The organism is Thermostichus sp. MS-CIW-15 (assembly GCF_054060575.1).
Genome location: NZ_JBSSDI010000015.1, coordinates 51,710 through 70,620, shown reverse-complemented (window position 1 = coordinate 70,620; position 18,911 = coordinate 51,710). Strand labels below are relative to the sequence as shown.

Sequence of the window (18,911 nt, the reverse complement as noted above, 5' to 3'; positions counted from 1 at the left end):
TACTTGTCAAGGTTCTGGCGCGCCGTGGCCGGTGGCCTTGCTGGCACTTTACTACCTTACCCCCACCTCAACCCATATGTCAATACCACCCACCATAACCCCTCCAGACGCAGCAAGGGATCCGGATTCGCCGTTAGACTGGTGAGGGGATCTTAAGGTTTCGGACGGCTTTATGGGGATTGTGATTGGGACTGCAGCTCCTGACTTCAACCTGCCTGCAGTGGGGAAAGGGATCCCGAAGGGGGCGACGATTTCGCTGGGGGCCTACCGAGGCAAGAGCAAGGTGTTGCTGGCTTTTTACCCGGCGGACTTCTCGCCGGTGTGCACAAGCGAGATGCGCTGCTTTCGGGAGGATTGGGGAGCTTTTCGGGCGGCAGGGTGTGAGATCCTGGGCATCAGTAGCGATCCCCTCTCTCGACACGAAGCTTTTGCCGAGCAGCTTAAGCTGGAGTTTCCCCTCCTAAGCGATGTGGATAGGAAGGTGAGCCAGCTCTATGGGGTAGACAGTTTTTTGGGGACGCGGCGGGCCTATTTTGTGGTGGACAGCCAAGGGATCCTGCGCTATCAGCATGTGGAGTGGCTGCCCATCTTCAAGCGGGACAACCGCGAACTGCTGGAGGCGGTGAGGGCAGTGGGCTAGGGGCGGGATCCTTCTGGAGTGGGCAGGCGAATCTGCTGGGCTTGTCCGCTGTCTGCCAAAATAAGCGGGCTCTGGCCGAGGGGCTCGAGGATCCAGTTGCGTTGGGGCGGGATCCAACTGCCCTGGCGCGGCTGGATCTCCAGGATGAGCTGGTGGGCTTCTTGGCGCAGGCAGAAAGTGGTGGTGGCCCAATGGCCGCTTTGGTAGGCGAGGGTTTGGCCGTCGTCTTCGTAGAGGGTGAAACTGCCGTCGCCGGGATAGAGGCGGAGGTGGAGCTGGTCGCGGCGCAGGTGGGCGGTGGATTGGCAGGGAGGAGCCAGGGGAAGGATGGAGCCGCCGCGCACAAACAGGGGAAGCTGCTCCAGAGAGGCGGGGACGAGGATGGAGCCGGGGCCGCGCTGGGCTTGGCCTGTCCACCAGTCAAACCAAGTGCCTGCGGGGAGATAGACGGCGCGGCAGCGGACGCCGGGGCGGACGACGGGGGCAGCCAGAAGAGCGGATCCCAGCAGGGCTTGATCCGAGATCTCGTAGGTCTGGGGATCGTCGGGAAATTCGTAGAACAGGGGGCGCAGGATGGGGGAGCCGGTTTGGCTGGACTCCCAGAAGAGGCTGTAGAGGTAGGGCAGAAGCCGGTAGCGAAGCTGGATGGCCTGCCGAGCAATGGCTTCCACCTCAGGGCCAAAGCTCCAGGGCTCGTGGGGACGGGTGCCCAGGGCGCTGTGGCCGCGCATGAGGGGGTAGAGGATCCCCATTTGCATCCAGCGGGCAAACAGTTCAGGAGTGGCATTGCCCCCGAAGCCGCCGATGTCGGCCCCGACAAAGCTAACTCCCGACAGGCCCAGGTTGAGGAGCATGGGCAGGGACATCTCCAGGTGTTCCCAGGAGGATTGGTTGTCGCCTGTCCAGACGGCAGCCCAGCGCTGGATCCCGGCAAAGCCGGAGCGGGTGAGGACAAAGGGGCGCCGGGCGGGGTTGAGCTGTTCTAGACCCTCGCGGGAGGCGCGGGCCATGAGCAGGCCGTAGAGGTTGTGTACCTCGGCGTGGGTGGTGCGCTCCTCAGGAGGGCCTTGGGGGGCGTCGGGGGGGATATCCACGATCTGGCCGCCGTCGCCGAAGGGGCGGTCGTTGAGGGCCGGCTCGTTCATGTCGTTCCAGATGCCATCCACACCGGCTTGGGTGAGAACCCGTTGCCAGGATCCCCACCACCGCCGCACTTCGGGGCACGAGAAGTCGGGAAAGAGGACTTTGCCCGGCCAAACATAGCCGTGGAAGAGGTGGCCATCGGCGCGGCGAATGAAGAAGTCCTGGGCCAGGCCCTCGTCAAAGACGGCGTAGTCAGCTTCGGGATCGAACTTGACGCCGGGATCGACAATGGCTACCCCTCGGAAGCCGGCTTCGTGAAGCTGGGCCATGAGCTGGGCTGGTTCAGGGAAACGGCGGGGATCCCAGGTAAAGACCCGGTAGCCGCGCATGTAGTCAATATCCAGGTAGATGGCGTCGCAGGGGATCTGGCGCTGGCGAAATTGCTTGGCGACAGCCAGAACCTGGGCGGCGCTGGCGTAGCTCCAGCGACACTGCTGGTAGCCGAGGGCCCAGAGAGGAGGCAGGGGGGTTCGCCCGGTGAGCTGGGTGTAGGTCTGGAGCACCAGGGCGGGGGTGGGGCCGTAGATGAGGTAGTAGTCCAGCTCGGGGGCGCGCACTTCGATGGCCCACTGTTTAGGATCCGCCTGGCCCAGGTCGAACTGGCTCCAGTGGGTGCAGTGCAGAAAAAGGCCGTAGGAGAGGCCAGGACGTAGAACCAGGGCGAAGGGAATGGCCAGATAGAGGTTGTCGCTCTGGGCGTCGTAGCCCCAGCAGTCGTGGGTCCAGTGGCTGTAGCGCCGGCCCCGCTTGTTGAGCAGGCCAGCCCGTTCTCCCAGGCCGTAGATGCGCTCGGCGGGGTGGAGGGATTTGACCAGGCGGATGTCATCGGATCCCCAACTGAGGCCGGCGGGGAGATCGGCACAAAAGACCTGGCCTTGGGGATCGCGAAAGCTAAAGCGGAGGGGATCCCGGTCGATCTGCAGTTGCACCTGAGAGGTGGCTAGGTGAACTTGGGTGGGGCTTTCCTGCAGCTCAAAAAAAGCCGGCGGCCACTCTTCATCCGCCAGAGCCACATCCCAAGAGCGGCGGGGCAAGAACTCGCCGCTGGGGCTAAAGCGCAGCCGCAGCAGACGAGGGGTGAGCACCTGCACAGACCAGCAGCCCTGCCTGCAGAGCAATTGGATCCCTCTGGGATGGATCTGGAGTTCCTGCAGGGATCCGCAGGTTTGCCGCTGGGGTGGGCGGGCGGGGAATTGGCCGAAGATCTCGCCGGGTTCCAGCATGGGTTGGGGACAGATCGCCGCCCTCAAGGCTAACCCAAGGCCGCAAGGGAACAGGGAGCTCCCCACTCTTGTGCGCAGCCAACTTTGCTCCCATCGGTACATCTTTTTGTGAAGAGCATGCCTCTAACCCTCAAAACCCTGAACTTTGCTGAATTTACTGAGCTTTAAGCGGTTTGGCAAAAGTCATTGAGAGGGATATAGTAGACCAAGTTTCCCCCTGATCCTTGAGTCCACCGCAACGGTTGCCGGGAAGTGAAGGGGGAAAGCGCTCGGGGGGTATTCCTCAGGGCTTTGCGGGATACCGCCTTCCTGCTCAGAGATAGGCAGGATGCGATCGCTTCTTTCCTGAACCATGTTCAGGAGAGTTCAGCGTGAATGTATCAGCAGCAGCAATGATCGGCTAGCTCAGACCTCAAAATCCATCGCGAAAACGAGGCGGCAATGGCCATGCGGATCCCGGCGATACCACTCCTCTCCTTGTTGCTTTTGGGAGGGGTATTTGTCCCTGCTGCCGTGGGGGCCTACCCGGTTAGCCCGGAAACGGTCATGTCCCTGCAACAGGGGGATCACGCCCAAGCTCTGCCCAGAGCCAAAAGCCAGCAGCGCTTTCGGGTGGTGACGTTGGCAAGCGGGCTGGAGCATCCCTGGGGAATGGCCTTTCTGCCGGATGGCACCATCCTGGTTACCGAACGTCCGGGCCGGCTGCGCCGAGTTACCGAGCAGGGGTTGGATCCCCAGCCCATTGCCGGGGTGCCGGAGGTGTTTGCCCGCGGCCAGGGAGGGCTGCTGGATATCGCCTTGCACCCCAACTACGCGGAGAACGGCTGGATTTACCTGTCCTATGCGGCTCCTGGGCCGGGCGGCGGGGGGACGCGGGTGGCGCGGGCCCGCCTGGGGGAGAAGGGACTCCAGGATCTGGAAGTGATCTTTGACATGGAGCGCAAGACGCCTGCCCAACAGCACTTCGGCTCCCGCCTGGCCTTTGACGAAGAAGGGTTTCTCTACATCAGCACCGGCGACCGCGGCGAGCGGGATCGGGCTCAGGATCTGGGGGATGCTGCTGGCAAGGTGTTGCGCGTTACGGATACAGGCGGGATCCCGGCGGACAATCCTTTCGTGAATCAAGCGGGGGCTTTGCCGCAAATTTTTACCTACGGCCACCGCAACATTCAGGGAATGGCCCGCCACCCCGATACAGGAGCCATTTGGACGCACGAACATGGGCCGCAAGGTGGGGACGAGATCAACATCTTGGCCCCCGGCATCAACTACGGCTGGCCCCTGATTACCCATGGTCGGGAGTACAGCGGCGAACCGGTTGGTCAAGGACTGGCGGCAGCTCCTGGATTGGCTTCGCCGCTGCTGCACTGGACCCCCTCCATTGCCCCTTCTGGCATGACTTTCTACACAGGAGAGGCTTTCCCCGAATGGCGAGGCAACCTATTCGTGGGAGCGCTGGCCGGGCAACACCTGGCGCGCTTGGTGCTGGATGGGGATCGCGTTGTGGCAGAAGAGCGCCTTCTGGAAGGGGCGGTTGGCCGTATCCGGGATGTGCGCCAGGGGCCGGATGGCTTGCTTTACCTGCTGACGGATGCCCCCAACGGATCCCTGTTGCGCTTGCAGCCAAGCTCTTGATTGGGGTTAAGCTACATGGCCCCAGCCCCGGCAGAGTTTCTAACTCCCACTGCCGCCACTACAAGAACTTGACATCTTGCTCAAGGGGGAGTGGCTCTCCTGTTTGGGAGTCCGTATGGTGACAGGCAAAGCATTCCTCTGGAGTTAGCTTAATAACCTGACCTGGAGCGGGAAGAAAGAACATCCTTAGCTCTTTGGTCGGGATCAAGACGGTTTTGCCATTTGGGGCCTTGCGCTTGTGTTTTTCGTCAGTGAAGGTCCTAACAACGCAAGATATTGGATAGTATTCGCTGGTTTGGAGCTTGGCTTCCAGAAGCGCTCTCCAGTAGGGGCTGTACCCGAAAACCCACTGACCCTTGGAAAACTTGAGATCGAATGCTTGGCTCCAAATTCTGCTGTAAAAGGTGATAATAGACGTCTTGACTTTGTAGGCTCCTGTTATCTCCTCTAAGTGAGATAAAAACTCGCCGGCAGTCAATGATTGAGGAGGGTTGGTGAAGGGACTCATGCAGCATCTCCTGGCTTTTGGTTATAGTCAGGGGAGCCCTGCATCTTCCCAGCCTACCCCGATTGAAGCACCTGCCTAAGGGCAGGGAGGAAGCTGTCTGTCCTCGTTGCCGATAAGCGGTGGCTCCCCAGCAAAGGCGGGGGAGCCTGTAGACAGAAGCAGCACCCAGCAGGAGAAGGGGGAGCTCTGTCTGCTAAAGGTCAAATCCTATGGGCGGTACAAGATTCGAACTTGTGACCCCTTCCGTGTGAAGGAAGTGCGCTACCACTGTGCTAACCGCCCTTACTCTCACTCTAGCAACTGCTAGAGCTGGACTACTATCTTACACGATTCTTACACGATCGCGCCGCCTCTGCACAGCCGGTTGGCTTGAGAAGTTGAGCTGGAGGTTTGAATCCGGCTGGAGATGGCCGGGATCCCGCTTGGGGGCTACAGTGAGGGACAGAGGCTAGGGGCACTATGGCCTACTCACCGACTGAAGAGGCAATTGCTTTGCTTATCGATTTGGCGGAACGGGGCGAGATTAACCCGTGGGATGTGCAGGTTATCGACGTCATCGATCGGTTTTTAGCCCGTATGGCTCCCACTGCCAGCAGCCATGACCTGTCGGAGTCGGGACAGGCTTTTCTCCATGCCGCTATGTTGGTCTATCTCAAGGCGATGGCGCTGTCGAAGCCGGAAGACGAAGAAAGTGAGGAGACCAACCCGGTGCAGGTGGAGGAGGATCCCTGGCTGAGTTGGTCGTCGGCCCAACTGGATCGCGTGTTGCAACCCAGGGCCGTGCCCCGCCCGAGTCGGACTCGGCCCATCACCCTCAAAGAACTAATCGGCCACCTGCAGGAGCTGGAGACCTTGCTGGAACAGCGCCTTGAGCCTGCCTCAAGGCCCCTGGCTCAACGGGTTTCTCGCAAGCAAGCGCTATCAGCAGTCGCTCAGTTGGCCCACCCAGAAAACCTCGTAGAGACCGCCGCCGAGCTGGAATCTCTGCTTGCCCAACTTTGGCAGCAGGGTCTCGCCCAAATCAGCTTTGACGACCTGCAGCAATACTTTTGCCAAGAAAGCGCTCTAAAAGGCAGTGGCGGGGCTTCCCACCCGATTCAGGTGTTCTGGTCGCTATTGCTAATGGCTTCTCGCTCGCAGGTTGAGCTTTACCAGGAGGAGTTCTACGGCCCCTTGACCATTCGTCCCTGCCGTAGGGGATCCCTCCTAGAATAGATCCTACCCAGGGATCCCTTTCTGCCGCTTTCCATGAAGACTGCGGCTCAGTCGTGGTTGCCCTCCCGCTGGCCTTCCACATCGTTTCGGGCCCGATCCGCCCGTTTGAGGTCTTCTCCGTTCAGGCGCAGGGGCAGCAAAGACTCCGCTTCGCCGTCACGGACGGCAGAGGTTTCCCGATCCAGGTAATACTCTTCAAGGCGCTCGCTGCCGGCATGCTCTTCGCTGAGGGGCTCTGTGGCGCGAGGCGAAGAGGGAGAATGCAGTAACTCAGCAGGAGGACAATCCTCGGAAATGAGCAAATCCGAGGTGCTGAGCACCCCTTTCGGGATGGAGGAAAGGCGCTGGGCAACAGCTCCGATGCTCTCCAAACGAATCATCTCCTCCCAGGAGCAAATCTCCTCTTCGTCTTCCGTTTCGTAGCGAACCAGGATGGTATCCCCTTCGATATCGAGGATCTTGGCTCGTTCCAGCCAGCGTCCCTGATCGCGCAGGTAGATCCACACATCCTTGCCTTCGCGGCTGAGTTGATAGATCCTACGATGAAGCACGGTCCCCTCCTGAGATGAAAGATCCGGGCGAACTGTTGTGGGGGTTACCCAGTTCATCCTTCCATCTTAGCTGCTGGATCCCTCCGCTGTATGCTTTTTGCGCGGCGGGATGGAGCCTTTAATCTGGCTTTAATCTGGTTTTAATCTAGAAGGGATCCGGAAAGGCCGTCTCTCCATGCCCCAAGCCGTTTCAGAGTACTTAATAGTAACCATAGATACGGAAAACCATGCGCATTGCCATTGTCGGGTTGGGGTTGATTGGCGGATCCCTGGCCCTCAAACTCAGCGAAGAGGGTTATCCCGTCTGGGGGATCAGCCGCAATCGGGCCACCTGTCAGGCGGTGCTGGAACGGGGAGCGCTGCAGGGCTGTGGAACCGATTTGGCTCAGTTGGCTGATTTCGATCCCCAGGTGGTGGTGATCTGCACCCCCCTGGAGCAGGTATTGGTCACGCTGGCGGCCTTGGTGCCCCATCTATCGCCGCAGACGGTGGTGAGCGATGTCGGCTCGGTGAAACAACCGATTGTTGCTCCGGCAACGGAATTGTGGCCGCTGTTTGTTGGAGGGCACCCGATGGCCGGCAAGACGTTGCAGGGCATCCAGGCGGCGGAAGCCAGCTTGTTTCTGGGGCGGCCCTATGTACTCACTCCCCTCCCCCAGACGCAGCCGCAGGCGATCGAGGCGATGAAAGAACTGGTGACAGCGGTCGGTGCAGAAGTTGTCCTGGCCGATCCGAAACGCCACGACCAGGCGGTGGCCTGGATCAGCCATTTGCCGGTCATGATCGGCGCCGGCTTGATCGCTGCTGTCGGCCAAGAGGAGGATCCCGACATTCTGGAGTTGGCTCGCACCCTGGCCAGCAGCGGGTTCCGAGATACCAGCCGTGTCGGTGGCGGGATCCCGCAGTTGGGGCTGGAGATGGCCCGTCACAACCGACAGGCGCTCCTGGCCGCCCTGCGTGGCTATCAAGTCCAGTTGGGGAAAATAGAGCGGCTGATCGAAGGCGAACGGTGGGAGGAGCTGCTACAGATGCTGCAACGAACCCGCCAAGAATGGCAACAGTTCCGGGTCAATCAAATACCGTCCTGAGGGGCTACCTGTAGCTGCCGTAGGGGATCGCTGGCTCGACTTTGCCACTGCTCATTAGTGCCTTGTCTTCCTTCGCAGAGATTTCTAGGGTAGGAAACATATAGAGTAGGTCGACTAGCGATCAAGGCCTGTGAGCACCCTCCTTGCTGAAGATGACACCCTTTACCGCCAACATGTGCACAGCCTGCTGATGCAGCATCTGCCTCAGTTTGGCCCGGTGTACATGGCCTCCAACGGCAGAGAGGCATTGGAGCTCTACCGTCAGCACCGTCCCAACTTCCTGTTGTTGGACATCCGCATGCCCGAGATGAGCGGGATCGAGGTGGCTCGACAAGTTTGGTCGGAGCAACCCAGTACGCGCATCATCTTTTGGTCCCACTTTGCCGATGAGGTTTATGTGCGGGAACTGCACAAGATCGTGCCGCCGCAAACTGTCTACGGCTATCTCCTGAAGAATTGCACCGACGAAAAATTGGTCAGTGCCATCCAGGCCGTGGTGCAGGATGAGCAATGCGTGATCGATCGGGAGGTGCGGGGGGTCGATTCCCGTTCGCAAAACAAAATTACCGGCCTCAGCGATGCTGAGTACGAGGTGTTGATCGATATTGCCCTCGGCCTCACCGATCAAGCTATTGCCGCACGGCGGTTTTTGTCGCGGCGAGGGGTGACCAATCGTCTGCGCAATCTCTACGACAAGCTTGAGGTGAGCAACGACCAAATTGAGAGCGAGGAGTGGGGCACAACTTTTAGCTTGCGGGCCCGCGCCATTCGCCTTGCCTTCAAGCGGGGTCTGATCAACGCCCAACTCCTGGATGAGGAGGAGGTGCACTTGGATCACTGGCTCAGCCGCTACCGCCTAGAGCCTTTGGATTAGTATCCAACCGGGTAAAAAGGAGGGGCTTGCTCGGATGCCTCCAGAGGCTTGGCTTTGCTCTGCCCCTGCCCAGAACTGGGGAGGGCAATTGGCACCTCGATCATCCGCTCCGGTACCAGAGGCACCATGTCGGAGCGATCGGCGATTTCCCGCAAGGAATTGGCGATGGACTCTTGGGTGAGGAGAAACTGTCGTTCGTTGCGCTGCATCTGCTGCCACACTTGGTAGCGCTGGCTCCATCGGCTTTGGGTATGCACCGTCCAACTGTACACACTCAGCACTGACAACCCCGAGACGATGGCCATGCCCGTGGAGATCTGCTTCCACCAGATCAGGTGCTCTCTCCAGGCGGGATCCCGGCTATGGGGATAGGCTGATTTCGAGGGTTGGGGGCGACGGGTTCTGACTTTGCCGGCGGGGAGGGGCGGGGTAGTCCTTAGATGGGAACGAGGGGCCAAGGTCGCGGTTTTGCGCTGGACAGGGAGAAAACTGCGGCCACGGCTCGCGTTCAAAGGCTGGCTGACCATAGGGGTTTGCACCTCACCCACACCAAGAAATTGCTGCCAACTGGGCCCCACTCTATCCGATCTCCACGCACCTCAGAGGGCCTCCAGGGGGGCAGGGCGGCAACTTAGCTGCTGCGGGCAGCCACTCGCAGTTTGGCGGAGCGGGCGCGGGAATTGCGTTGCTGCTCCAGCTCGGAAGGGCACAGGGGTTTGGGGGTGAGCACCTGCCAGCGGGGATCCGTACGAAAGGCCCATTTCACCAGGCGATCTTCCAGGCTATGAAAGCTGATCACGGCCAACCTGCCGCCGGGTTTTAGCCAATTGGGAGCCTGGGCCAGCAGGGTTTCCAGGGCTTCCAGTTCTCGGTTCACGGCAATGCGCAGGGCCTGAAAGATCCGCGTGGCCGGGTGGATGCGGCCCCGTCTTGCCGCCGGCGGCACCGCCTGCCAGACTACGTGGGCCAGTTGGGTGGTGGTGAAAAGGGGGCGGGAGCGTTCGATGTGGTGGGCGATGCGGCGGGCAAAGCGCTCCTCGCCATAGCGAACGAAAATGTCGATCAAGTCCTCGACGGGGCGGCGGTTGACCCAGTCGGCAGCCGTTTCCTGATCGGCAGTGGGATCCATGCGCATATCGAGCGGCCCCTCGGCGCGAAAGCTAAAGCCCCGCTCGGGGCAGTCCAGTTGGGGCGAGCTCACCCCGAGGTCGGCTACGATGCCATCGAAAGGGATCCCCTGCCCTCGCTCATCCCGAAAGCCGTGCCGCTGCAGGTCGAAATCGGCAAAGTTGAGGTGCCAGAGTTGGAGGCGATTGCCGGGGATCCCGGCTGCGGCCAGACGCGCCTGGGCCGCCTGCAGAGCCGTCGGATCGCGATCCAGCCCCACCACGCGATCCGCTCCCCTCTGCAGCAGCGCCAAGCTGTGCCCACCGCCTCCCAACGTCACGTCCAAAAACGCGCCGCCCTGCTGGGGTTGCAGGTAGGCCACCACTGCCTCCGTCAAAACGGACTCGTGGTGGTACAGAAGCATTTCCCCAAGCTCAGCTCTTGCCAAGTCCATAGGCGCAGGGGGTGGCTTTGATTCTTTCCCCGCTCCTAGCTTTACCTATTGCAGGATCGGTAGACAACTCTAGTACCATCAAACGCTAGCATTCACAACGTAAGGGCTTGCAAAAAAAAGGCCGAGGCCAGGCCCCGACCGAGGAATCCATGTTGTTAAGCTCATCCTCGAGGATAGGGTCGGCTGCCGTCAAAAGACGGGCTGTCTTCCAGTGGTTCAGGATCATCTGGGTGCAAGGCCGACCGCCGGCAAGAGCAGGGCAGGTTCCAGCCTAACGTATGATTAAGACTGCTCTTGCCTTTGTCTGTTCTTTAGTTTGGTGTTACGGCTGCTGTGCTGACCACCGCTTCTTCTGCCGACATCCTGACGCTCTCGCCCGCCCGCGGCCTGCGCGGTCAAGTGAGCATTCCAGGCGATAAGTCCATCTCCCACCGCGCCCTGATGCTGGGATCCCTGGCGGAAGGGGAAACCGTCATTCACGGCCTGTCGTTGGGGGAGGATCCCCGCAGTACGGCAGCCTGTTTTCGGGCCCTGGGGGCCGATATCCCAGAGCTCAACAGCGAGTGCGTCCGCATCCAGGGGGTGGGCTTGGATCGCCTGCAGGAGCCGGCAGAGGTGTTGGATGCCGGCAATTCCGGCACCACCCTCCGCCTGATGTTGGGGATCCTGGCTGGCCAGGCGGGTCGCTTTTTTGCTGTCACTGGGGATCGCTCCCTGCGCTCGCGGCCCATGGGACGGGTGGTGGAGCCGCTGCGGCAGATGGGGGCCAACATCTGGGGACGGGCCGGGGGCAACCTGGCACCTCTGGCTGTGCAGGGGGGATCCCTAAAGGGGATCCACTACCACTCGCCCGTGGCCTCGGCCCAGGTAAAGTCCTGCCTGCTGCTGGCGGGCCTGTTGGCAGAAGGCACTACTCAGGTTACAGAGCCGGCCCTTTCCCGCGACCACTCGGAGCGGATGTTGCGGGCCTTTGGCGCCGAGATCTCTGTCGATGTGGCGGCAAAAACCGTGGCGGTGGTGGGGGGATCCCGCCTAGTGGGCCAGACGGTGCAGGTGCCAGGGGACATCAGCTCGGCAGCCTTCTGGCTGGTGGCCGCCTCGATTGTGCCCGAGAGCGAATTGCTGCTACAGGATGTGGGTCTCAACCCCACGCGCACCGGCGTGCTGCAGGTGTTGCAGGAGATGGGGGCCGATATTCAGGTTGAGAAGCGGCGGGAGGTGGCCGGCGAGCCTCTGGGGGATCTGCGCGTGCGCTCGGCCCGTTTGCGGGGTTGCAGCATTGCCGGCGATCTCATTCCCACCCTCATCGATGAGATCCCGGTTTTGGCGGTGGCGGCAGCCTTTGCCGAGGGGACTACGGTCATTCGCGATGCGGCGGAATTGCGGGTTAAAGAGAGCGACCGCTTGGCGGCCATCGCCCAGGAACTCAGCCGGATGGGGGCCCAGGTCACCGAATATCCCGACGGCCTGGAAATCAAAGGGGGGATCCCTCTGCAGGGGGCCGAGGTGGATAGCCACGCCGACCACCGCATCGCCATGAGCTTGATGGTAGCTGCCCTGGCCGCCCAGGGATCCACCACCCTTCGAGGGGCCGACTGTGCCCGCATCTCCTACCCCGACTTCATTCCCACCCTGCAGCGGCTGATCAACCCTTCGTCCGCCTCCTAGCCAGCCAAGAGCCAACCTTTGCCAATGTCAGACCAGCCCATCGCCATCGAGCACCTCTGCTTCCGCGTTCCTCCCGGTGGCCAGAGGGCCTTTATCCTACAAGACGAGCAGGTTTGGGGGCCGGCCCTGCGCCAACAGCCGGGCTTTTTGGGCAAAGAAGTCTGGCTGGATGTAGAGGATCCCGAACTTGTCCACCTCATCCTCCGCTGGGCCAGCCGCGCCGCCTGGAAAGCTTTCCCCCCGGAGCAGGCGGAAGCCTTGGATCGGCAGATGCAGCCCTTCTACGTGCGCCTGGAGCAGGCCAAAGAATACCAGCTCTGGCAGCCCGGCCTGCCAGCAGAGGAAGCGGCCAACTAGGAAGCCTCAAAGCCCACCTCGGCAGCCGTTGAGTCGGCCCTAGTGGATGCTGCCGCCCGCTCCTGCTCCACCAACTCCCGCAGGCTGGGCATGGTTACCGCCAGAGCCCCTTCGCGCCGTTTGAGACCCGCCTCAAAGGTCTCGGGGGTCACGATCCCGCCGGAGATGAGCATCTTAAAAGCATCCTCCACCGGCATGAACACCTCCACCACCTGGTCTTCCGGCACGATGGCGTACCAGCCGGTGGTTGGGTTGGGCGTGGTGGGCACGAACAGGCTGAGGGAGCGCTGCGGCCCATCCGGTCGAATGGGAGTTTGAATGACGCCCGTTACAAAAGCTAACGCCCAAACCCCAGGCCGAGGATATTCCACCAGCACCACCCGTCGAAAGCGCTGGTTGTTGGGGGCAAACAAAACGCTAACCAATTGCTTCAGGGTTTTGTAGACCAGCCCCGCTATCGGGATGGCGTGGAGCAACTGCTCGCTTAGGTTGAGCAGCCACTGGCCAACAATGTTGCGGGCCATGAAGCCAATCAACAAAATGAGCAGGATTGGCGTCAGCAAGCCCACCACCAGATCGATGAGGTTGATCAAAATCGGGTGCAGCCCCTGGATGGGATTAAACTGCTTGGGAATGCTGGTCAAAAAGCCAATGCTCCAGGTGGCCACTTCCACCGTCAGCCAAATGGTGGTTGCCAACGGGATCACCACCAGCAACCCCGCCACGAAGTAGTTCTTGAGATGCTGCTTCCACTGGGAAATCATGGTGAGATCGTTCCGTCGAGTCAAACAAGTGGACGCACCGAGCCGATGCAAGTGGAGCTTGCAGATGGCAACCATGATACCTGCCTTCTGCATCTCTCTCATGGGCATCAGCTGCAACTTGCCTGGAGAGAGGTTGGAGCTGCTCCAAAGCGCAAAGCCCCAAACTCGGCTGAGCTGATATTGTTATCTTAGGTCGATATAAAATTTTGTAAAGGCAGGGATCCCTCCTAGAGGCTTTGTGGTCAAGCCGTAGGATGCTCCCTCATCTCTGCCGGATGTCGTGTGGGAGGCCCTATGTCAGAGTCGGATTGGTTAGAGCACACCTGTCAGGTGGAGGTCCCGGTTCCTATCGAGCAGGTGTGGGAGCTGTGGGCCAACCTCGCCCTCATGCCGCGCTGGATGAAGTGGATCCGCTCGGTGGAGCTGCTGGATCAGGAGCTGTCGCGGTGGACACTGGATACGCGCGGCCTCACCTTCAGTTGGATCTCCCGCACCCATACGGTGGTGAAGCATCAGCACATCGGCTGGCAATCGGTGGAGGGGCTTCCCAATCGGGGGGCACTGCGGTTTTACGATCGCAAGGGCAGTACTATTGTCAAGCTGTCGGTGGCCTACAAGATCCCGGGGCTCCTCGGCAAAATCTTGGACGGCCTGTTTGTGGGCAAAGTGGTGGAGAGCACGATTCAAGCGGACTTGGAGCGCTTCAAAGCCTATGCTTTGGAGCAGGCAGGGCGGGCCGCCGACAATGCCTCCGCTGGCTAGCCTCGATCTTGCTGCCGTTTTCTGCTGCCCAGTGAACCGTTGCCAATCTTCGTTGCCCAAGGTCTGCTTCATGTCCGATCCCTCCCTCGAGCCTGTCATCACCTTTTCTCATCAACCGGTGGACAACCGCAACATTCGCTTCTCCCTGGAGCGGCAAGATCTGGATCTGGATCAGCTCCTGGTGTTGTTGAACCGCAACGCCTTTTGGGCCCAAAATCGCCGGCGGGAAGAGATGGAGCGGGCCATCGCCCACAGCCACCCGGTGGTCAGCGCCTGGGACGGGGAGCGCCTGATTGGCTTTGGCCGCGCCACCTCCGATGGGGTTTACCGGGCCGTCCTCTGGGACATCGTGGTCGATCACGAGTATCGACGGCAGGGCATCGGGCGCAAGCTGGTGGAAACCCTGATCAGCCATCCCCACCTGCAGTCGGTGGAGCGCATCTACCTGTTTACCACCCATCAGCGCGGCTTTTACGAGCGCATTGGCTTTGTGGAAAACCCCAGCACCACGCTGGTTTTGCACGGGCGTCCGCTGGATTTTTTGATCCCGGCTGCCGAACAGGAGCAGGTCTGACCAACAGGGATCCCTGGGGCAAGGGGAGGCGTAGGTCAGTGTATCTTGAACAACAGTGGGTTGGCTCCGCCTTGGGAAGAGGACGCGCTAGCCTGAAGCAAAAAGGGTGAGAGGGTGTACCTATGGCCAATCGCCTCGCCACGTGTTCCAGCCTTTACCTGCGCAAGCACGCCGAGAATCCGGTGGATTGGTGGCCTTGGATCCCGGAGGCCCTGGAGAAAGCCCGGGCCGAGGACAAGCCGATTTTTCTGTCCATCGGCTACTCCAGTTGTCACTGGTGCACCGTCATGGAGGGGGAAGCCTTCTCCGACCCGGAGATCGCCGCCTTCCTCAATGCCCATTTTTTGCCCATCAAGGTGGATCGCGAGGAGCGGCCTGATCTAGACAGCATCTACATGCAGGCGCTGCAGCTCATGAGCGGGCAGGGGGGGTGGCCCCTCAATGTCTTCCTCACGCCCGACGACCTGGTGCCGTTCTACGCGGGCACCTATTTTCCGGTGGAGCCTCGCTTTGGCCGGCCGGGGTTTCTGACCGTACTGCAGCGCATCCTGCAGTTTTACCGCCAGGAAAAAGACAAAATCGAGGACATGAAGGGCCAAATCTTGGCGGCCCTGACCACCCTCAGCGACCTGGTGCCGGAAGACCATATTCCCCCTGACCTGTTGCGCTCCGGGATCCCCAAAATCCAACCCTTGCTGGCCAACGCCGGGGCAGTGCAGCAGTTTCCCATGATGCCCTACGCCCAGTTGGTGTTGCGCTCGGCCCGCTTCGACCCGCCAGAAGGGATCCCCGGCTCGCCGACGGCGCTAGAACGGGCCAAGGAGCGAGGGATGGCCTTGGTGTTAGGAGGGATCTTCGACCATGTGGCCGGCGGGTTTCACCGCTACACCGTGGATCCCACCTGGACGGTGCCCCACTTTGAAAAAATGCTCTACGACAACGGCCAGATCTTGGAGTTTCTCTCCGAGCTGTGGGCCCACGGGATCCAGGATGCGGCCATCGAGCGGGCGGTGCGCCTGACGGTGGAATGGGTGGCGCGGGAGATGACCGCCCCTGCCGGGTATTTCTACGCGGCCCAGGATGCCGACAGTTTTGCCCGAGCAGAGGATGCGGAGCCCGAGGAGGGCGAGTTCTACGTCTGGCGCTGGCAGGAGCTGCAGGATCTGCTGGATGCAGAAACCTTCCGCGCCCTGCAGCAGGCTTTCTTCCTCTCGCCGGGGGGCAATTTCCCCGATCGGCCCGGCTGTATCGTCCTACAGCGCAGGCAAGGAGGGGAGCTGCCGCCGGAAGTGGAAACGGCTTTGACGACCCATTTGTTTCGAGCTCGCTACGGCTCCACCGAGCGGAGAACCCCCTTCCCGCTCGCAGTAGATGCCCAATCGGCCCGCCGGCAATCTTGGCCAGGACGCATTCCGCCGGTCACCGACACCAAGATGATCGTCTCCTGGAACGGCCTGATGATCTCCGGCCTGGCGCGGGCCTACCAGGTGTTTGGCGAGGAGGACTATCTGCGGTTGGCCCTGCGGGCCGCCCAATTCATCCTCAGCCAGCAGCGCCACCCCCAGACGGGATCCCTGCTGCGGTTGAACTACGATGGCACAGCCCAGGTACCTGCCCAATCGGAAGATTACGCTCTGCTGATCAAGGCCCTGTTGGATTTGCACCAGGCCTGCCTGCCGCGGACAGGCGATCCCAGCTCCCAGTACTGGCTGGAGGCCGCCATTCGGCTGCAGCAGGAGATGGACACGCGACTGTGGGATGAGGCCAGGGGGGGATACTTTGTCAGCGACGCCCAGAGCACCCCGGAGCTGCTGGTGCGGGAGAAGGAGTTTCAGGACAACGCCACCCCCGCAGCCAATGGGGTGGCTGTTGCTAACCTGGTGCGCCTGGCCGCCATCACCGGAGATCTGGACTACCTGGAACGGGCAGAACAGGCCCTGAAAACCTTTGCCCACATCATGAGCACCCAGCCGCGGGTCTGCCCCAGTTTGTTCGTCGGGCTGGATTGGTACAACAACTGGGTAAAGGCAACCCTAGAAGCGGAGCACATTGCTGCGCTGCAACAGCGCTCTTGGCCCACCACCGTCTTTGCCCTGCCCACCGCAGCCGAGCCGTTGCCGGCAGGAGCTGTGGGGTTGGTGTGCTGGGGCAGCAAGTGTCTGGCCCCCGCCGCTTCTCTTGAGCAAATCCAGTCGCAGATCGGCAAAGGGCAAAACCGAGCCTACTGACATTGGCTCATCCTCTTCCAGAAGAACTCGGGATCCCGCCCCCGAGAATCTACTGGCTGGCCAGCTCAGCTTTCCCCGGGATTTTCCACCCCATAGAACTCAATGCGGTAGCTCTGGATGCGAGTGCCTGTCTTCTGCTCTACCTGGGCCAGCAGCTCCGGCGGCAGCTCCACATCTACGTCCAGGATGCGGTTGCTATCCAGGCAGTTGACATGGCTGTGAGGATGGGTACGATTGCCGTAGCGGCGCCCATCGGCGCGATCTAGGCACTCGATGATGTTGTGGCTGGCCAGAGCCTCCAGATTTTGATAGACGGATGTGTGGCCAATGGGCTTGCCCTGCCGATTGAGGCGGTCGTAGATCTCTCTGGCAGAAAGGTGCTCGCCGCATTGCCACAGCAGTTCCAAAATATAGCGACGCTGCCGGCTGAGGCGCAGATTGCACTCCCGGCATCGCTCCAAAGCAGCTTCCAAAGAATCCACAGGGCGAGGCATGGGCAAACCTCAAGTCATACCGAGTCTGAGATAGCTGGTTACTCATTCACACTAGTTTAACATTCCTAAATCGAAGTTTCCAAAGGCTGATCTCCAGATCTCCGTCGGGCATCGACCTGTCCAGGCAGTGTGCGGAGGAAAGGGCGCCAACGGGAGCGCGTCAATTATCAGTTATTTTCTTCAGTTATTTACAATACGATATCGCCTATCTACGAATATCGCTGGGGTGTTGAGGAGAAGCGGGATGCGGCGGCGCCAAATGATCTTAGGCCTGTTGGGATTGGCCGGCAGCAGTGGATTGGTGGGGGCCTATTGGGCCAGTCGGCAGCGCCCTGCTTCTGTGCCTCTATCCGCAGAGATGGGATCCCCTGCTTCCCCGCCTCCTACCCCTCGGCCTACGCCCACAGTTGTCCCCCATCCGGAAGCTCCCCGGGGCCTTTACATCCCAGCCCGCCGCGATCTGCGCCTGATGGTGATCAGCGACCTGAATGGCATCTACGGCTCGGTGGACTACGACCCGGAGGTGGATCGGGCCATCCGCCTCATCCCCTATTTCCAGCCGGATATCGTCTTGGGGGGAGGGGACATGGTGGCTGGCCAAGATCCCCGCCTGTCGGAGGAGCGCATCCGCGCCATGTGGGCAGCCTTTGACCGGCATGTGGCCGGCCCGCTTCGTGCTGCCAAACTGCCCTACGGCTTCACGCTGGGCAACCACGATGCGTCCTGTGCCCGCAGTACGCGCGGGGGCTTTCTCTTCCAAAAAGAACGGGATCTGGCCCGCGAGTTTTGGAACGACCCGGCCCACGATCCCGGTTTGAATTTTGTGGATCGAGGCGACTTTCCCTTTTATTACACCTTCGAAAAAGACGGGGTGTTTTACTTAGTTTGGGATGCCACCTGCAACTACATCCCGCCGGAACAGATGGCCTGGGCAGAAGCGGCGCTGGCCAGCGAACGAGCCCAGAAGGCCAAGTTGCGCATCGTCATCGGTCACCTACCTCTCTATGCGATTACCGTCGGACGCGACGATCCGGGAGAGGTGCTGCTGGAGGCAGACGCCAAACGGGCCCTGCTGGAGAAATATCGCGTCCACACTTACATCAGCGGCCACCACCACGGCTACTACCCCGGCCACAAGGGGCAACTGCAACTGCTCCATTGCGGCATCCTCGGCTCCGGCCCCCGCCCCCTCCTGAATAGCCCCCTGCCCCCCCGCAAGACCCTTACCCTCATCGATGTGGACTTCGACGCTCCGGAGGTTACCTACTACACCACCTACCACATGCGGGATCTGAGCGTGATCGACCAAGCCGAACTGCCCCGCTTCATCACCGGCCACAACGGCCTGGTGCTGCGCCGCGATGTTAACTGGGATAACCTCACCCCCGAAGAAATCGCCACCTGCCAAGCTCGTATTGGATCCCTGTGCCGCGACGACTGACTCTTAAGCTCAGGAGCGTTGCATCTCGGCAAAAGACTGATAGCTCCTCTGCGGATGGTAGAGATGGCGCTGCTGCACAATGTCCTGTATCGACACCTGGGAGAAGTGCCGCTTGTGCAGATGGGATCCCCGCCTGCGCTGGGCCAGGCACAAGTGTAGGAGGGGATGGACAAGGCCATAGAAGT

General features: G+C 60.9%; 18 protein-coding genes and 1 tRNA gene. 11 read left to right on the top strand and 8 right to left on the bottom strand.

Going from position 1 to position 18,911, the window contains the following annotated elements; translation table 11 throughout:
* Positions 1-172 precede the first annotated feature (172 nt).
* Positions 173-640: a peroxiredoxin family protein gene (locus ACVW0R_RS07425; protein WP_011431112.1), complete on the top strand. Its 468-nt coding sequence runs from the start codon at positions 173-175 to the stop codon at positions 638-640.
* Here ACVW0R_RS07425 and ACVW0R_RS07420 read toward each other — a convergent pair.
* Entirely contained in the window at positions 637-3,006 is a 2,370-nt protein-coding gene (locus ACVW0R_RS07420) for a glycoside hydrolase family 31 protein (RefSeq protein ID WP_457501875.1), read from the bottom strand. The two genes, ACVW0R_RS07425 and ACVW0R_RS07420, sit on opposite strands and share 4 nt — an antisense overlap.
* A gap of 546 nt (positions 3,007-3,552) precedes the next feature.
* Between ACVW0R_RS07420 and ACVW0R_RS07415 the strand changes: the two genes are divergently transcribed.
* A complete protein-coding gene (locus tag ACVW0R_RS07415; protein WP_011431110.1) occupies positions 3,553-4,641 on the top strand; it encodes a PQQ-dependent sugar dehydrogenase in 1,089 nt (362 codons plus the stop codon).
* Positions 4,642-4,699: 58 nt separating this feature from the next.
* On the opposite strand, the gene ACVW0R_RS07410 is transcribed toward ACVW0R_RS07415, so the two are convergent.
* Positions 4,700-5,149 (bottom strand): hypothetical protein, encoded by a 450-nt coding sequence (locus ACVW0R_RS07410; protein WP_041438520.1) that lies wholly within the window; start codon positions 5,147-5,149, stop codon positions 4,700-4,702.
* 210 nt (positions 5,150-5,359) lie between these two features.
* A tRNA-Val gene (locus ACVW0R_RS07405) sits at positions 5,360-5,431 on the bottom strand.
* A gap of 177 nt (positions 5,432-5,608) precedes the next feature.
* Here ACVW0R_RS07405 and ACVW0R_RS07400 point away from each other — a divergent pair.
* A complete protein-coding gene (locus ACVW0R_RS07400; protein ID WP_011431109.1) occupies positions 5,609-6,364 on the top strand; it encodes a segregation/condensation protein A in 756 nt (251 codons plus the stop codon).
* A gap of 47 nt (positions 6,365-6,411) precedes the next feature.
* On the opposite strand, the gene ACVW0R_RS07395 is transcribed toward ACVW0R_RS07400, so the two are convergent.
* Complete coding sequence (locus tag ACVW0R_RS07395; protein WP_011431108.1) at positions 6,412-6,915, bottom strand: DUF6679 family protein; 504 nt, start codon at positions 6,913-6,915, stop codon at positions 6,412-6,414.
* 227 nt (positions 6,916-7,142) lie between these two features.
* On the opposite strand from ACVW0R_RS07395, the gene ACVW0R_RS07390 reads away from it, so the two are divergent.
* Both ACVW0R_RS07390 and ACVW0R_RS07385 read left to right on the top strand, forming a co-directional pair.
* On the top strand, positions 7,143-8,003 hold the full coding sequence (locus ACVW0R_RS07390) for a prephenate/arogenate dehydrogenase (RefSeq protein ID WP_011431107.1): 861 nt from the start codon (positions 7,143-7,145) through the stop codon (positions 8,001-8,003).
* Positions 8,004-8,133: 130 nt separating this feature from the next.
* The gene (locus ACVW0R_RS07385; RefSeq protein ID WP_099812881.1) at positions 8,134-8,877 is read left to right on the top strand and encodes a response regulator transcription factor; all 744 of its coding nucleotides are present in this window, start codon (positions 8,134-8,136) and stop codon (positions 8,875-8,877) included.
* Here ACVW0R_RS07385 and ACVW0R_RS07380 read toward each other — a convergent pair.
* Positions 8,874-9,404, bottom strand: a complete 531-nt coding sequence (locus ACVW0R_RS07380; RefSeq protein WP_414402489.1) for a hypothetical protein — start codon at positions 9,402-9,404, stop codon at positions 8,874-8,876. The genes ACVW0R_RS07385 and ACVW0R_RS07380 overlap by 4 nt on opposite strands.
* A gap of 104 nt (positions 9,405-9,508) precedes the next feature.
* Entirely contained in the window at positions 9,509-10,438 is a 930-nt protein-coding gene (rsmH, locus tag ACVW0R_RS07375) for a 16S rRNA (cytosine(1402)-N(4))-methyltransferase RsmH (RefSeq protein ID WP_011431104.1), read from the bottom strand.
* 333 nt (positions 10,439-10,771) lie between these two features.
* On the opposite strand from rsmH, the gene aroA reads away from it, so the two are divergent.
* Complete coding sequence (aroA, locus tag ACVW0R_RS07370) at positions 10,772-12,106, top strand: 3-phosphoshikimate 1-carboxyvinyltransferase (protein ID WP_011431103.1); 1,335 nt, start codon at positions 10,772-10,774, stop codon at positions 12,104-12,106.
* Between the two features lie 24 nt (positions 12,107-12,130).
* Positions 12,131-12,463 carry a TIGR03792 family protein gene (locus tag ACVW0R_RS07365; protein WP_099812882.1) on the top strand — a complete coding sequence of 111 codons (333 nt, stop codon included), beginning with the start codon at positions 12,131-12,133 and terminating at the stop codon, positions 12,461-12,463.
* On the opposite strand, the gene ACVW0R_RS07360 is transcribed toward ACVW0R_RS07365, so the two are convergent.
* A complete protein-coding gene (locus ACVW0R_RS07360) occupies positions 12,460-13,227 on the bottom strand; it encodes a DUF502 domain-containing protein (RefSeq protein WP_457501874.1) in 768 nt (255 codons plus the stop codon). The two genes, ACVW0R_RS07365 and ACVW0R_RS07360, sit on opposite strands and share 4 nt — an antisense overlap.
* A gap of 294 nt (positions 13,228-13,521) precedes the next feature.
* Between ACVW0R_RS07360 and ACVW0R_RS07355 the strand changes: the two genes are divergently transcribed.
* From ACVW0R_RS07355 to ACVW0R_RS07345, 3 genes are all read left to right on the top strand, one after another.
* Positions 13,522-13,989: an SRPBCC family protein gene (locus ACVW0R_RS07355; RefSeq protein WP_011431100.1), complete on the top strand. Its 468-nt coding sequence runs from the start codon at positions 13,522-13,524 to the stop codon at positions 13,987-13,989.
* 70 nt (positions 13,990-14,059) lie between these two features.
* Entirely contained in the window at positions 14,060-14,563 is a 504-nt protein-coding gene (locus tag ACVW0R_RS07350) for a GNAT family N-acetyltransferase (protein ID WP_099813335.1), read from the top strand.
* 122 nt (positions 14,564-14,685) lie between these two features.
* Entirely contained in the window at positions 14,686-16,791 is a 2,106-nt protein-coding gene (locus ACVW0R_RS07345) for a thioredoxin domain-containing protein (protein WP_099834785.1), read from the top strand.
* A gap of 65 nt (positions 16,792-16,856) precedes the next feature.
* On the opposite strand, the gene ACVW0R_RS07340 is transcribed toward ACVW0R_RS07345, so the two are convergent.
* The gene (locus tag ACVW0R_RS07340; protein WP_011431097.1) at positions 16,857-17,285 is read right to left on the bottom strand and encodes a Fur family transcriptional regulator; all 429 of its coding nucleotides are present in this window, start codon (positions 17,283-17,285) and stop codon (positions 16,857-16,859) included.
* Between the two features lie 244 nt (positions 17,286-17,529).
* On the opposite strand from ACVW0R_RS07340, the gene ACVW0R_RS07335 reads away from it, so the two are divergent.
* Positions 17,530-18,726: a metallophosphoesterase family protein gene (locus ACVW0R_RS07335; protein ID WP_011431096.1), complete on the top strand. Its 1,197-nt coding sequence runs from the start codon at positions 17,530-17,532 to the stop codon at positions 18,724-18,726.
* Positions 18,727-18,911: the final 185 nt, after the last annotated feature.

Excerpts from the sequence above, each read along its gene's own strand:
- ACVW0R_RS07345 (WP_099834785.1), top strand. The coding sequence starts at position 14,686 with ATGGCCAATCGCCTCGCCACGTGTTCCAGCCTTTACCTGCGCAAGCAC.
- ACVW0R_RS07360 (WP_457501874.1), bottom strand. The coding sequence starts at position 13,227 with ATGATTTCCCAGTGGAAGCAGCATCTCAAGAACTACTTCGTGGCGGGG.
- ACVW0R_RS07400 (WP_011431109.1), top strand. The coding sequence starts at position 5,609 with ATGGCCTACTCACCGACTGAAGAGGCAATTGCTTTGCTTATCGATTTG.
- ACVW0R_RS07355 (WP_011431100.1), top strand. The coding sequence starts at position 13,522 with ATGTCAGAGTCGGATTGGTTAGAGCACACCTGTCAGGTGGAGGTCCCG.
- ACVW0R_RS07410 (WP_041438520.1), bottom strand. The coding sequence starts at position 5,149 with ATGAGTCCCTTCACCAACCCTCCTCAATCATTGACTGCCGGCGAGTTT.
- ACVW0R_RS07415 (WP_011431110.1), top strand. The coding sequence starts at position 3,553 with ATGTCCCTGCAACAGGGGGATCACGCCCAAGCTCTGCCCAGAGCCAAA.
- ACVW0R_RS07380 (WP_414402489.1), bottom strand. The coding sequence starts at position 9,404 with ATGGTCAGCCAGCCTTTGAACGCGAGCCGTGGCCGCAGTTTTCTCCCT.
- ACVW0R_RS07390 (WP_011431107.1), top strand. The coding sequence starts at position 7,143 with ATGCGCATTGCCATTGTCGGGTTGGGGTTGATTGGCGGATCCCTGGCC.
- ACVW0R_RS07365 (WP_099812882.1), top strand. The coding sequence starts at position 12,131 with ATGTCAGACCAGCCCATCGCCATCGAGCACCTCTGCTTCCGCGTTCCT.
- ACVW0R_RS07335 (WP_011431096.1), top strand. The coding sequence starts at position 17,530 with ATGCGGCGGCGCCAAATGATCTTAGGCCTGTTGGGATTGGCCGGCAGC.
- ACVW0R_RS07425 (WP_011431112.1), top strand. The coding sequence starts at position 173 with ATGGGGATTGTGATTGGGACTGCAGCTCCTGACTTCAACCTGCCTGCA.
- ACVW0R_RS07340 (WP_011431097.1), bottom strand. The coding sequence starts at position 17,285 with ATGCCTCGCCCTGTGGATTCTTTGGAAGCTGCTTTGGAGCGATGCCGG.
- ACVW0R_RS07350 (WP_099813335.1), top strand. The coding sequence starts at position 14,060 with ATGTCCGATCCCTCCCTCGAGCCTGTCATCACCTTTTCTCATCAACCG.
- rsmH (WP_011431104.1), bottom strand. The coding sequence starts at position 10,438 with ATGGACTTGGCAAGAGCTGAGCTTGGGGAAATGCTTCTGTACCACCAC.
- ACVW0R_RS07420 (WP_457501875.1), bottom strand. The coding sequence starts at position 3,006 with ATGCTGGAACCCGGCGAGATCTTCGGCCAATTCCCCGCCCGCCCACCC.